At 38.5% G+C, this 12508-nt stretch carries 12 protein-coding genes and 1 pseudogene; 10 read left to right on the top strand and 3 right to left on the bottom strand.

The features are described from left to right. Window positions 1-171 precede the first annotated feature (171 nt). From sufC to yunB, 8 genes are all read left to right on the top strand, one after another. Window positions 172-957: a Fe-S cluster assembly ATPase SufC gene (gene sufC, locus NSS97_RS25240; protein WP_002034576.1), complete on the top strand. Its 786-nt coding sequence runs from the start codon at window positions 172-174 to the stop codon at window positions 955-957. A gap of 15 nt (window positions 958-972) precedes the next feature. After that, window positions 973-2265, top strand: a complete 1293-nt coding sequence (gene sufD, locus NSS97_RS25235) for a Fe-S cluster assembly protein SufD (protein WP_016121002.1) — start codon at window positions 973-975, stop codon at window positions 2263-2265. Next, window positions 2265-3485, top strand: a complete 1221-nt coding sequence (sufS, locus tag NSS97_RS25230; RefSeq protein ID WP_002015930.1) for a cysteine desulfurase SufS — start codon at window positions 2265-2267, stop codon at window positions 3483-3485. The genes sufD and sufS overlap by 1 nt, the downstream gene beginning before the upstream one ends. After that, window positions 3475-3906 carry a Fe-S cluster assembly sulfur transfer protein SufU gene (gene sufU, locus NSS97_RS25225; RefSeq protein ID WP_002089369.1) on the top strand — a complete coding sequence of 144 codons (432 nt, stop codon included), beginning with the start codon at window positions 3475-3477 and terminating at the stop codon, window positions 3904-3906. The genes sufS and sufU overlap by 11 nt, the downstream gene beginning before the upstream one ends. Window positions 3907-3954: 48 nt before the next feature. After that, a complete protein-coding gene (sufB, locus tag NSS97_RS25220; RefSeq protein WP_002015928.1) occupies window positions 3955-5352 on the top strand; it encodes a Fe-S cluster assembly protein SufB in 1398 nt (465 codons plus the stop codon). A 632-nt stretch (window positions 5353-5984) separates the two neighbouring features. Continuing rightward, complete coding sequence (locus tag NSS97_RS25215) at window positions 5985-7400, top strand: bifunctional metallophosphatase/5'-nucleotidase (protein ID WP_320435823.1); 1416 nt, start codon at window positions 5985-5987, stop codon at window positions 7398-7400. Window positions 7401-7465: 65 nt separating this feature from the next. After that, window positions 7466-7768 (top strand): YunC family protein, encoded by a 303-nt coding sequence (locus NSS97_RS25210; protein ID WP_002015926.1) that lies wholly within the window; start codon window positions 7466-7468, stop codon window positions 7766-7768. Between the two features lie 55 nt (window positions 7769-7823). Next, window positions 7824-8555, top strand: a complete 732-nt coding sequence (gene yunB / locus NSS97_RS25205; RefSeq protein WP_002129745.1) for a sporulation protein YunB — start codon at window positions 7824-7826, stop codon at window positions 8553-8555. A gap of 57 nt (window positions 8556-8612) precedes the next feature. On the opposite strand, the gene NSS97_RS25200 is transcribed toward yunB, so the two are convergent. Next, complete coding sequence (locus NSS97_RS25200) at window positions 8613-9596, bottom strand: M23 family metallopeptidase (RefSeq protein WP_341114318.1); 984 nt, start codon at window positions 9594-9596, stop codon at window positions 8613-8615. A 189-nt stretch (window positions 9597-9785) separates the two neighbouring features. Between NSS97_RS25200 and lipA the strand changes: the two genes are divergently transcribed. After that, window positions 9786-10682: a lipoyl synthase gene (gene lipA, locus NSS97_RS25195; RefSeq protein ID WP_002034580.1), complete on the top strand. Its 897-nt coding sequence runs from the start codon at window positions 9786-9788 to the stop codon at window positions 10680-10682. A 20-nt stretch (window positions 10683-10702) separates the two neighbouring features. On the opposite strand, the gene NSS97_RS25190 is transcribed toward lipA, so the two are convergent. Further along, window positions 10703-11182, bottom strand: coding sequence for a YbaK/EbsC family protein (locus tag NSS97_RS25190; RefSeq protein WP_002184734.1), 480 nt, complete (start codon window positions 11180-11182; stop codon window positions 10703-10705). 74 nt (window positions 11183-11256) lie between these two features. Next, window positions 11257-11811 carry a histidine phosphatase family protein gene (locus NSS97_RS25185; RefSeq protein ID WP_002184735.1) on the bottom strand — a complete coding sequence of 185 codons (555 nt, stop codon included), beginning with the start codon at window positions 11809-11811 and terminating at the stop codon, window positions 11257-11259. 133 nt (window positions 11812-11944) lie between these two features. On the opposite strand from NSS97_RS25185, the pseudogene NSS97_RS25180 reads away from it, so the two are divergent. Beyond that, window positions 11945-12256, top strand: a pseudogene (locus tag NSS97_RS25180) (hypothetical protein); the annotation flags it as partial. Between the last annotated feature and the right edge of the window lie 252 nt (window positions 12257-12508).

Below are 12508 nucleotides of genomic sequence, written 5' to 3'. Positions count from 1 at the left end.
ATAAGAGGATGTAAAGGAAATAATTATATACATTTGTGAAAAAATTGTTACATTTTCTTAGTGTTTGCGATATCATTTTATTTGATATAAGATTAGAATGAGAATAAAATGAGAATATGAACGTTTTAGTAATTTTTAAAATGTATATAGAGGATTAATGGAGGTATTGAGATGGCTGGTTCTACATTAACGGTTAAAGACTTACACGTATCAATCGATGGCAAAGAAATTTTAAAAGGTGTAAACCTTGAAGTAAAAGGTGGAGAAATCCACGCAATTATGGGACCTAACGGAACAGGTAAATCAACTTTATCTTCTGCGATTATGGGTCACCCAAAGTATGAAGTAACAGAAGGTAGCATCATCATCGACGGTGAAGATGTATTAGAAATGGAAGTAGATGAGCGTGCGCTAGCAGGTCTATTCTTAGCAATGCAATATCCAAGTGAAATTAGCGGAGTAACAAACGCGGACTTCTTACGTTCTGCAATTAATGCACGTCGTGAAGAAGGCGATGAAATTTCTCTTATGAAATTTATCCGTACTTTAGATAAAAACATGGAATTCCTAGAAATGGATCCAGAAATGGCACAACGTTACTTAAACGAAGGTTTCTCTGGTGGAGAGAAAAAACGTAACGAAATTCTTCAATTAATGATGATTGAGCCAAAAATCGCAATCTTAGATGAAATCGACTCAGGTCTTGATATCGATGCATTAAAAGTTGTATCTAAAGGTATTAACCAAATGCGCGGCGAAGAGTTCGGCTGCCTAATGATTACGCATTACCAACGTTTATTAAACTACATCACTCCAGACTTCGTTCACGTTATGATGAACGGTCGTATCGTTAAATCTGGTGGCCCTGAGCTTGCACAACGTCTAGAAGCTGAAGGTTACGACTGGATTAAAAAAGAATTAGGTATTGAAGACGAAACAGCAGAGCAAGAAGCGTAAGAGAGGAGCATAAACATGACAATCGGTACATTACCTTTCGATCAAGAAACAATCCGTCAGCGCGCAAGCGAAGTAAACGAAGCTGCTTGGTTGACTGAGTTCCGCTTACAAGCTCTTGCACAAGCAACTGAACTTCCAATGCCAACGCCTGATAAAACGAAAATTGAAAAATGGGACTTTATCGGAAAAGGCGACGCTGCTAAGCAAGAGCCTGTAAGTTCTTTAACAGAGCTTCCAGAAGCAGTGAAAAACTTAATCGATGAAAATAACAGCGTATTAGTACAACGTACTGGTACAACTGCTTTCGTTTCTTTAGCAGACGAAGCAAAAGAAAAAGGTGTTATTTTTACAGACATCGTAACAGCTGCAACAGAGCATGCTGAATTAGTACAAAAGTACTTAATGAAAGACGGCGTGAAAGTAGACGAGCATCGTCTAACTGCACTTCATGCTGCATTAATCAACGGCGGTGCATTCGTATATGTTCCGAAAAACGTTGTTCTTGAAACTCCACTTCAAGCTGTATTCTTAGTAGACGGCGAAGAAGCTAACGTATATAACCACGTATTATTCGTAGTTGATGCGAACAGTACTGCAACATATGTAGAAAACTACGTTGCAAATGAAAATGCTAAAGGTATTGCAAATATCGTAGCAGAAGTAATTGTGGAACAAGGCGCACAAGTGAAATTCGGTGCGGTTGATCTATTAGCAAAAGACGTAACAACTTACGTTAACCGCCGCGGCATTGTTGGACGTGACGGCCGTATTGATTGGGCTCTAGGCCTTATGAATGACGGAAACACAATTTCAGAGAACGTTACGAATTTAATGGGCGACGGATCATATGCTGATACAAAAACAGTAACAATTGGTCGTGGTAACCAAACACAAAACTTTACAACTAAAGTTGTTCACTTCGGTAAACACTCTGAAGGTTGGATTTTAAAACACGGTGTACAAAAAGATAGTGCAACATCTATCTTTAACGGAATTGGTAAGATTGAACACGGTGCATCTAAATCAAATGCACAACAATCTTCTCGCGTTCTTATGTTAGATGAAAAAGCTCGCGGTGATGCAAACCCAATTCTTTTAATCGACGAAGATGATGTAATGGCAGGTCACGCAGCTTCAGTAGGTCGCGTAGATCCGTACCAATTATACTACTTGATGAGCCGTGGTATTCCAAAACGCGAAGCAGAACGTTTAGTCATCCATGGATTCTTAGCACCTGTAGTAAATGAGCTTCCAATTGAAGGAGTAAAGGCACAGCTTGTTGAGGTAATTGAAAGGAAAGTTCGCTAATGAATATTCATGAAATACGCAAACAGTTTCCAATTCTTGATCAAAAAGTGAACGGCAAACAACTTGTATATTTCGATAGTGCAGCAACTTCTCAAAAACCAATTCAAGTCATTGAAACGTTAGAACGTTATTATAAAGAATATAATTCTAACGTGCATCGCGGTGTTCATACGCTCGGTACGAAAGCTACCGACGCGTATGAAGGTGCACGTGAGAAAGTTCGCAAGTTTATTAATGCGAAATCAATGGAAGAGATTATTTTCACGCGCGGAACGACAACTGCATTAAATACAGTAGCAGCTAGCTATGGCCTTGATAATGTAAAAGAAGGCGATGAAATCGTCATCTCTTACATGGAGCACCATAGTAACATCATTCCGTGGCAACAAGTTGCGAAGAAAACTGGTGCAACTTTAAAATACCTTCCGCTTCAACTAGACGGTACAATTTCTTTAGAAGATGTTCGTCAAACAGTTACACCGAATACAAAAATCGTTTCTATCATGCACGTTTCTAACGTACTTGGAACGATTAACCCTGTAAAAGAAATCGGAGCAATCGCACATGAAAACGGTGCAATCATGATCGTTGATGGAGCACAAAGTGCACCTCATATGAAAGTGGATGTACAAGATTTAAACTGTGATTTCTACGCATTATCTGCTCATAAGATGTGCGGACCAACAGGTGTCGGCGTATTATATGGTAAGAAAGAATTGCTAAACAATATGGAACCAATTGAATTTGGTGGTGAAATGATTGATTTCGTAGACTTACAAGAGTCTACTTGGAAAGAGCTTCCGTGGAAGTTCGAAGCAGGTACACCGATTATCGGTAATGCAATCGGACTTGGTGCGGCAATTGATTTCCTAGAAGAAATCGGTCTTCATAATATTGAAAAGCATGAACATGAATTAGCGCAATACGCTTTAGAGAGACTATCAGAAGTAGATGGCGTTACAATTTATGGTCCAAAGCATCGCGCTGGTCTAGTTACATTTAATATTGAAGACGTACATCCTCACGATGTAGCAACTGTATTAGATGTAGAAGGCATTGCGGTTCGCGCAGGACATCACTGTGCACAACCGCTTATGAAGTGGCTAAAAGCTTCTTCTACAGCACGTGCGAGCTTCTATTTATATAATACAAAAGAAGAAATTGATACATTTGTTGAATCACTAATCAAGACAAAGGAGTATTTCACAAATGTCATTTAATAATTTAGATACGTTATATCGTCAAGTTATTATGGATCATTATAAAAATCCTCGTAACCATGGCGTGTTAGAAGATAGTGTTACCGTTAACTTGAACAATCCAACTTGCGGCGATCGTATTCAACTTACGATGAAAGTAGAAGAGGGTATTGTACAAGAAGCGAAGTTTGAAGGCGAAGGATGTTCAATTTCAATGTCTTCAGCTTCAATGATGACACAGGCAGTAAAAGGAAAGAAAATTGAAGAGGCCCTTAAGCTTTCTAAAATTTTCTCTGACATGATGCTAGGAAAAGAGTATGATGACAGCATTGATTTAGGAGATATTGAAGCATTACAAGGCGTATGCAAGTTCCCGGCACGTATTAAATGTGCAACATTAGCGTGGAAAGCGTTAGAAAAGGGCTTAAACGAAGATAAGTAATGTTAAAGGTTCCTAAAAACGAGGTTATATAAGGAGGGACACACCAACATGGCGAAGCAACTGCCAGATATCGGCGATTATAAATATGGTTTCAAGGATAAAGACGTTTCGATTTTCCGTGCTGGACGCGGTTTAACAAAAGAAATCGTTGAAGAGATTTCACGTATGAAAGAAGAACCACAGTGGATGTTAGACTTCCGTTTAAAATCACTGGATAAGTTCTATGAAATGCCAATGCCACAATGGGGCGGCGACTTAAACGACTTAGATTTCGATGAAATTACGTACTACGTAAAACCATCTGAGAAATCTGAGAAGTCTTGGGATGAAGTACCTGAGGAAATTAAAGCGACATTTGATAAATTAGGTATTCCTGAAGCTGAGCAAAAATATTTAGCTGGTGTATCTGCACAGTACGAATCTGAAGTTGTATACCACAACATGAAAGAAGACCTAGAAGATCTAGGAGTCGTCTTCAAAGATACAGATAGCGCATTAAAAGAGAACGAAGATATTTTCCGTGAGCATTTCGGAAAAGTAATCCCACCAACAGACAACAAATTCTCTGCATTAAACTCTGCAGTTTGGTCTGGTGGATCATTCATCTACGTTCCAAAAGGTATTAAAGTTGATACACCACTTCAAGCGTATTTCCGTATTAACTCTGAAAATATGGGACAATTCGAGCGTACGCTTATCATCGTAGACGAAGGCGCACACGTACACTACGTAGAAGGTTGTACAGCACCTGTTTACACGACTAACTCACTTCATAGTGCGGTAGTAGAAATTATCATTAAGAAAGATGCATATTGCCGTTATACAACAATCCAAAACTGGGCGAACAACGTATACAACCTAGTTACAAAACGTGCGGTTTGTGAAGAAAACGCAACGATGGAATGGATTGACGGTAACATTGGATCTAAATTAACGATGAAATACCCAGCAGTTATCTTAAAAGGCGAAGGCGCTCGTGGTTTAACATTATCTATCGCGATTGCTGGTAAAGGCCAACACCAAGATGCTGGTGCGAAAATGATTCACCTAGCACCAAACACGTCTTCAACAATCGTTTCTAAATCGATTGCGAAGCATGGTGGTAAAGTAACTTACCGTGGTATCGTACAATTCGGACCAAAAGCGAAAAACTCTCGCTCTAACATCGAGTGTGACACGTTAATCATGGATAACCAATCTACATCTGATACAATTCCTTACAACGAAATCAAAAACGATTACGTTTCACTTGAGCACGAAGCGAAAGTATCTAAAGTATCAGAAGAACAATTATTCTACCTAATGAGCCGCGGTATTTCTGAGCAAGAAGCTACAGAAATGATCGTAATGGGCTTCATCGAGCCATTCACTCGCGAACTTCCAATGGAATACGCAGTTGAAATGAACCGTCTAATCAAGTTTGAGATGGAAGGTTCTATTGGTTAATATTTAAAGTGGAAGCGGCTCGTTCAGAATGTGAGGGGGATGGAGCTTCTGACGTAGAGGCGTTTTTTGCCTCATAGGAAGAAGTGAAGCCACCGAACATTCTAGCCGCTGGAACTGGATAATATATGTATGAAGAAAGCGCCCTGCATAGCAGGGCGCTTTTTTATGTTGTATATTCGGGTTCGACTGTAAGATACCCGGGTGGGTGTTTAATGAAATATATCGACGATTTTTCAAATATATCGACCACAACTCGGAATATATCGGCGATTATTTCAATATATCAGCGGTTCGACAAGGAATATCGATTTGTCGACAAAGTAAGACAAAAGAAGTCCCTCATATCCCCCTCAACATTTAAATACGAGAGGAGCACCTATATGGAAGTAAGACAAAGATACTGACAAATCCGCTGCATTGCTCCCTAAACCTCTCGAAAAATTCTCCCCCTCAAACTACTCAACAGACTAGAAAAAGTAATATAAAGTTTTCCATATTAAAAGGGCAATCTTTGGCTTTTTCTTATAATGCGAGTACAATGTAAAATAGCAAGAAAAGACGAAAAGTATTTACAGGATTATTGCGTACGTATAGCGTAAATGGCAGTAAGGAACTGAGAGGAGGTTTTTTCTCTGAATATAAATAAAGAAACGATCATCCACCTTTATCATACAAACGATATACATAGTCATTTTGAAAATTGGCCGCAAATTTCTCGGTTTGTACAAGGGGAGAAAAGGCGAAGACAGGAAGCGGGAGAGACTGTTTTAACTGTGGATATTGGCGATCATGTGGATCGTTTTCATAGTATTTCGGAAGCGACAAATGGACTTGGGAATACAAAATTATTAAATGAGGCGTTATATGATTATGTAACGATCGGAAATAATGAAGGAATTACATTGGCGAAAGAGCATTTGAATCGTCTATATGATGATGCTGGTTTTGAGGTGCTTGTAGCGAACTTATTTGAAAAAGAGGGTGTACGTCCAGCGTGGGCGAAGCCTTATAAATTACATACAACGACAGATGGGATTACGATTGCCTTTATTGGATTAACGGTAGCTTATCCAGAGTTTTATCATATGCTCGATTGGCATATTGAAGATCCAATCATCCATTTAGAGTCTATTTTAGAAGAAGTTAAGGATACAGCTCATATTACTGTTGTGCTTTCTCATCTTGGAAAAAGTATGGATGAGTATATGGCGGAGCATTATGATATAGATGTTATTTTAGGGGCACATACGCATCATTTATTTGAGCGCGGTGTTCTTGTGGATAATACCTTGCTTTGCTGTTGTGAAAAGTGGGGACATTACGTTGGTCACGTTCAGCTTACTGTGGATAAAGAGACGAAGAGACTGTTGAAAAAAGACGGTAGAGCGATTAAGACAGAACGGTTAGGTGCTTATAGCGAGCCGTTATCCACAATTGAAATGCTAAAGGAAGAAAGTAAACAGATAATGGCTGAGCCTGTCGTTCATTTAAAAGAATCATTGCCGGTTGATTGGTTTAAGGAGACGACGTTTTCTCATATGTTGGCAAGTGCACTTAAAGAGTGGTGTAATGCGGATGTTGGGATGGTGAATGCTGGTGTACTTCTTGAGGGATTAAATGAAGGTGTTGTGACGCGCGGAGATATTCATCGGATTTGTCCACATCCAATTAATCCATGTATGTTAAAAGTACCAGGGAAAACGTTAAGAGAAGTTATTTTGAAAGCGCGTCGTCCGAATATGGAGAACCTTGAGGTAAAAGGATTCGGATTTCGTGGAAAAGTGATGGGAAAAATGATTTACGCTGGTGTAGAAGTCATTCCAGATACGATTCCGGGGAATAAAATTTTACTGGAAGATGTATTAATTAACGGGGAATCGCTGGAATTAGATCGTATATATACGGTAGGAACGATTGATATGTTTACATTCGGGTACTTATACCCAGAGCTATCCACACTTTCTGACAAACAATATTATATGCCGGAATTGCTTAGAGATGTGTTAACAGACATGTTGATAACTTATACATCTTCAGTCAAACTATAGGCTAGTTAACTTGTAACACTCATTTTTCTCTTGTCATAAAGATAAGAAAGAGAGGAGTGTGAACTATGGTTAATGTAGAGCCAATTATAATTGATAACTATACGTTCATTGCTGTTAGCGTAAAACTTCCAAAGACAAATTTGCTAGCTGTAATGAGCGATAAAGGATATATTATGTGCGGTGCTTTAGATGTAGGTCTTCTAAATGAGAAGTTAGGTGATCGAGGAATTATTGCTGGCCGTGCGGTTGGTGTAAGAACGATTGAACAACTTCTTGAAGCACCGCTGGAATCAGTAACGACTGGAGCCGAAGCTTTAGGTATTCCGGTAGGCACAATCGGAAAAGATGCACTATTAAAAATGAGATAAGCATATATCATCCCTCTTTCTTGCATAGAAATAATATAAGAAGGAGGGTTTTCTTATGGGCATATTTCGTTCGAAAAATTCGCGGTTTCGAAGGGGACCGATTTCCTTTCGGTATATACTGCTTATTTCATTTATTATTTTTATCGTAATGGTAGTTCAAGGTTTATGGATTGTAAATAAAAGTATTCAGCCAACGTTAATTAAGTATGGGGAAACAGAGACTCATAAAATGGCAACAGCAGTTATGACGAAAGCGGTAAAAGACCGAATTAATGAAGGGTTTGATGTAGATTCATTAATGAAAGTACAAACGGATAGGAACGGGAAAGTATCTACAATTGATTTAAATACAAAACAAGTAAATGAAATATTAACATCGACTACTGCATACATAGAAAAATATTTACAACAAGTAGAAAAAGGGGATACGAAAGCACTTGGTATTTTTGAAGAGAATGGGGTATCTATGTCAGTTCCTTTTGGGCGCATAACTGATAATGCGCTTCTTGGTAATATAGGACCGGATATTCCGATTAATTTTACGCCAATTGGTCATGTGAATACGGATATTAAACAATTAGTTGAGCCGCAAGGAATTAATAATACGGCGATCAAAATTATTATGGAAGTGGAAGTGACGTTACAAGTTATGATTCCGTTACGCACGAAAGAAATTAAAGTGAAGCAAAACATTCCGATTGCGACGCGCATCGTTCAAGGTGAAGTGCCTACTTATTACGGAAGTGGGGGTGTTGTTGTACCAGATAAAAAGAAAACGGATAATTAGTCAGTAGTGTTTTATTGATTTTTATTTATAAAAAATAACCGTAGCAATTTGCTACGGTTATCGTTTTGTATTTGCTCGTTCTTTTCGTTCCCAAAGGCTTAAATGCATGTATGGATCGAAAGCCCATTCTGTATAGCCATTGTCTTTATACATGCCGAAATGTAAGTGAGGCGGGAACTTTCCAGCTGTACCAGGAGGACCGTAGCCGGTACTACCGACAAATCCGATTACTTTTCCTGGTTCGACAATTTGTCCGAGCTGTATTTCTTTAGAGAACCCGCCTAAATGAGCGTAATAGTGGTAATTATTATGAAGGTCACGAATACCAATGCGCCATCCACCAAGACGATTCCATCCTTTTGTTTCAATAACGCCATAGCAAGTTGATCGTACTGGTACGCCATATCCAGCAAAAATATCGGTTCCTTCATGAATCCTCCTGCCACCAAAGCTTCTACCAGCACCGAAAGTACTACGATAGCTATGATCGCTGCGAATCGGGAGAGGGAAAGCATTACCTTCTAAATTAATGCGTCCATAATGTTTATAAATTCGGGCGTATTCTGTAATTAATTCAACTGTTTTTGCACGTCTATAATATTCCCAAAGCATAATGTTAATACGGTCTTCCGACGTTCCTTGTTTATTTAAAATAGTTGCTGCTGTATGCAGAAGATCACGGTCGTTATTTGCATTTGCAAATCCATCTTTGTCACCATCTAAACCCATTCCGCCAAATAGAGAAATTGTATGGGGGAGAGTATCATTACTATTAACAGGTCCAGCCCATATTTCAGGTTTGAAATAAAGGGAAATGATGGCATCTGGTTTTTTCGGAATATTTTTTCTTACGCTCCGTATGTTTCTTTCGTATTGATCCATTGCGGCTAAGTAATACCACGGAATACCGGAAGATTGCTCAGTTTCTTTATATAGTGCCATGCGCTTTTCATATATGCTTTGCTGATTATCTTCACCGTAAGCGATGTTTTGGTGGAGAAGAAAGCAAATCGAAAGCAAAAGAGAAATTTTTCGAAGCATGAAATAGACTCCTTTCACAACATCACTCTTTTTAGTGTGGGATATACGGAGTATTTCATTATAGGGAACGATTGGAAAAAATCTTAGAATCTTCATTTGAGCAAATCGCTTTCATACGTTAGAATAGATATGTTACATTGAAAGAAGCGAACACGGTAAACTATTTCATATTGTGCGGAGTTGATAACCATGACAAAACAAACAGAGTATAAGCGCAAGCCCGAATGGTTGAAAATTAAGTTAAACACGAATGAAAACTATACAGGCTTAAAGAAAATGATGCGTTCTAAGAATCTTCATACAGTTTGTGAAGAGGCGAAATGTCCGAATATTCATGAATGCTGGGCTGTAAGGAAAACAGCAACATTTATGATCTTAGGTGCGGTTTGTACACGTGCTTGTCGTTTTTGTGCGGTTAAAACAGGCTTACCAACTGAGCTTGATTTACAAGAGCCAGAACGCGTAGCAGATTCTGTAGTACAAATGGGCTTAAAGCACGTTGTTATAACAGCGGTTGCACGTGATGATTTAAAGGACGGCGGAGCAGCTGTTTTTGCTGAAACAGTACGCGCTGTACGTCGTGAAAATCCATTCACGTCTATCGAAGTATTACCATCTGATATGGGTGGGGTAGAAGAAAACTTAAAAATGTTAATGGATGCAAAACCAGATATTTTGAACCATAACATTGAAACAGTACGTCGATTATCTAACCGAGTTCGCGCTAGAGCAAAATATGACCGTTCATTAGAGTTTTTACGTCGAGCAAAAGAAATGCAGCCTGATATTCCAACTAAATCGAGCATTATGCTGGGCTTAGGTGAAACGAGAGAAGATTTAATTGAAGCAATGGATGACTTACGTGCAAACAATGTGGATATTTTAACTCTTGGACAATACCTACAACCATCTAAGAAGCATTTACCAGTTATTAAATATTATCCACCAGCAGAATTTGCAGAGCTAAAAGAAATTGCACTTAGCAAAGGATTTAGCCACTGTGAAGCTGGTCCACTTGTACGTTCTTCTTATCATGCGGACGAGCAAGTACGTTCTGCAAAAGAAAAAACAGCAGAAGCGAAATAATGAAAAAAGAGAGCTAATCATTAGCTCTCTTTTTTCTTATACTCTAAAACTTTATTTTGACATGTGGATAAAATCTTTTTTAATTCCTCTGTGGATAATTCAATTGTAAATTCAGGTACACCAGGTGTAATTAAAATTTTATCGTAAGTATAAATTGAACTGTCCACAATAATCGTTACATTTTGTGAATAACCGAAAGGAGCTACACATCCAGGAGTGCAACCAGTCTCTTCTCTTAGCTCATTAGGAGAACAGAGAGATAAGCTCTCTCCTGTTATTTCTTTCATCTCTCCTCGGTTGAGGCGAGTGCCTTCTAACGTAAAGAATACGTAATGCTCCCCGGATTTTGATTTTAAAAATAAGCTTTTACTTGGAGTGCCTTGCAAACCAAGTCTTTCACGAACGATACGATCTGTTTCATAGTCAAGTACTGGTTCGTGTTCAAATTTTTCATAAGAAGCATTTGTTTTATGTAGTAAAGAAAGTACATCTTCATACATATGGAATGATACCCCTCTCTATTGTTAATACAGTCTCTTCTCGTGGCGTCAACTGAGTGTTTTGGAAAGGGATACTACTTGGACGATGCTTCCCATAATCGTTTTATGAAACTTTGTTCATCGATTGTAATTTCGTAAACATCAGGATTCGTTAAAGTTCTCCATTCACTAAAGCCGATCGTACGATCAAAGTGCTTTAAAATGAGCGTAAGTAAGTTTCCATGTGTAACGAGTAGTGTTGTAGTATGGTTTAACTTTAAAACGTCTTGGATAAGCGATATAGCACGGTCCGTTGCTTGTTTTGTTGACTCTCCGCCTGAAAAGGCAATATCTATGTTTGTAAAAGTAGATTCTAGTTTTTGCATCCAATCATCCATCGGAACGTTGCTTAATATACGTTCAGCTAATCGTTCATCCTCTTCGATAGATAGGTTAGCTTGAATCGCATAGGGCCGAATGGAATCGATAGCTCGGACAAATGGGCTCGAAATAATATGATCTATTTGTAGCTGATTTTCTAAGAGGAATGCAGCAAGGGTGTTAGCTTGATCTTTTCCGGCAAACGTTAATTCGGCATCACGTTTTTGTCCAGTTGCGGAACAATGTCGTATTACAATAATTTTCTTCATAATTCATCCCCATCTTTCAAGTTGACGCTATATACTTCGACAAATGTGGAAAAAATTCCTTTTTATTGGAAACGGAATAGTGATATAAGTATGTGGAAAAGTAATGTGGATAATGAAAATTTGAGGTGCAATTATGAAAAAAATGATATGCATTGTATTCAGTATTTGTTTTCTCACGCAATTGTCCACAGCATATGCACAATCAAATCAAAAATTAGACTATCCAAGCAATCGAAATAAGCCATTTGTGAGTGAGGATGTGTTTTACGAACAGTTAGATAAAAAGGTGTATAAAGAATATAAAAATGCAGAATATAGTGTTCGGAAAAAGATTTTATTTAAAGAAGTGCCCGATGAAGAATTTTCTTTCAGACAAAAAACAGCCGTGGGTTGTCGGAGTAGCGTGGTGTTTCAAGATTTTTTTATTCACCCTGATCGCCAAGTTTACCCCGCATTAACGGGCAGTAAGACTCCCACCGCAAAATTCAGTTTTAAAGAAAAGTAGTTAAATGGGAGATCAACTGCCCGTAAAAGCCCGATTGGTTCAACTAATAATCAGTGGATAAACCCCCACTGATTAAAGTTTCACTTTATTTTTTCGCTTCCTTTTCTCAAGATGAAGTAGATGAGTTCCAAAAGTACATCGTTATAGATGCGGAAACAAAGAGGGAGCTGCAAGGGGGGAAAAGTTATCATC

This window comes from Bacillus sp. FSL R12-0074 (assembly GCF_038005725.1).
GTDB classification, from domain to species: Bacteria; Bacillota; Bacilli; order Bacillales; family Bacillaceae_G; genus Bacillus_A; species Bacillus_A mycoides.
The sequence above is the reverse complement of the archived record's forward strand: the minus strand, read 5'-3'. Positions and strand labels throughout refer to the sequence as shown.

Coding starts and splice junctions, on each gene's coding strand:
- sufC (WP_002034576.1), top strand. CDS start 172: ATGGCTGGTTCTACATTAACGGTTAAAGACTTACACGTATCAATCGAT.
- sufD (WP_016121002.1), top strand. CDS start 973: ATGACAATCGGTACATTACCTTTCGATCAAGAAACAATCCGTCAGCGC.
- sufS (WP_002015930.1), top strand. CDS start 2,265: ATGAATATTCATGAAATACGCAAACAGTTTCCAATTCTTGATCAAAAA.
- sufU (WP_002089369.1), top strand. CDS start 3,475: ATGTCATTTAATAATTTAGATACGTTATATCGTCAAGTTATTATGGAT.
- sufB (WP_002015928.1), top strand. CDS start 3,955: ATGGCGAAGCAACTGCCAGATATCGGCGATTATAAATATGGTTTCAAG.
- NSS97_RS25210 (WP_002015926.1), top strand. CDS start 7,466: ATGGTTAATGTAGAGCCAATTATAATTGATAACTATACGTTCATTGCT.
- yunB (WP_002129745.1), top strand. CDS start 7,824: ATGGGCATATTTCGTTCGAAAAATTCGCGGTTTCGAAGGGGACCGATT.
- NSS97_RS25200 (WP_341114318.1), bottom strand. CDS start 9,596: ATGCTTCGAAAAATTTCTCTTTTGCTTTCGATTTGCTTTCTTCTCCAC.
- lipA (WP_002034580.1), top strand. CDS start 9,786: ATGACAAAACAAACAGAGTATAAGCGCAAGCCCGAATGGTTGAAAATT.
- NSS97_RS25190 (WP_002184734.1), bottom strand. CDS start 11,182: ATGTATGAAGATGTACTTTCTTTACTACATAAAACAAATGCTTCTTAT.
- NSS97_RS25185 (WP_002184735.1), bottom strand. CDS start 11,811: ATGAAGAAAATTATTGTAATACGACATTGTTCCGCAACTGGACAAAAA.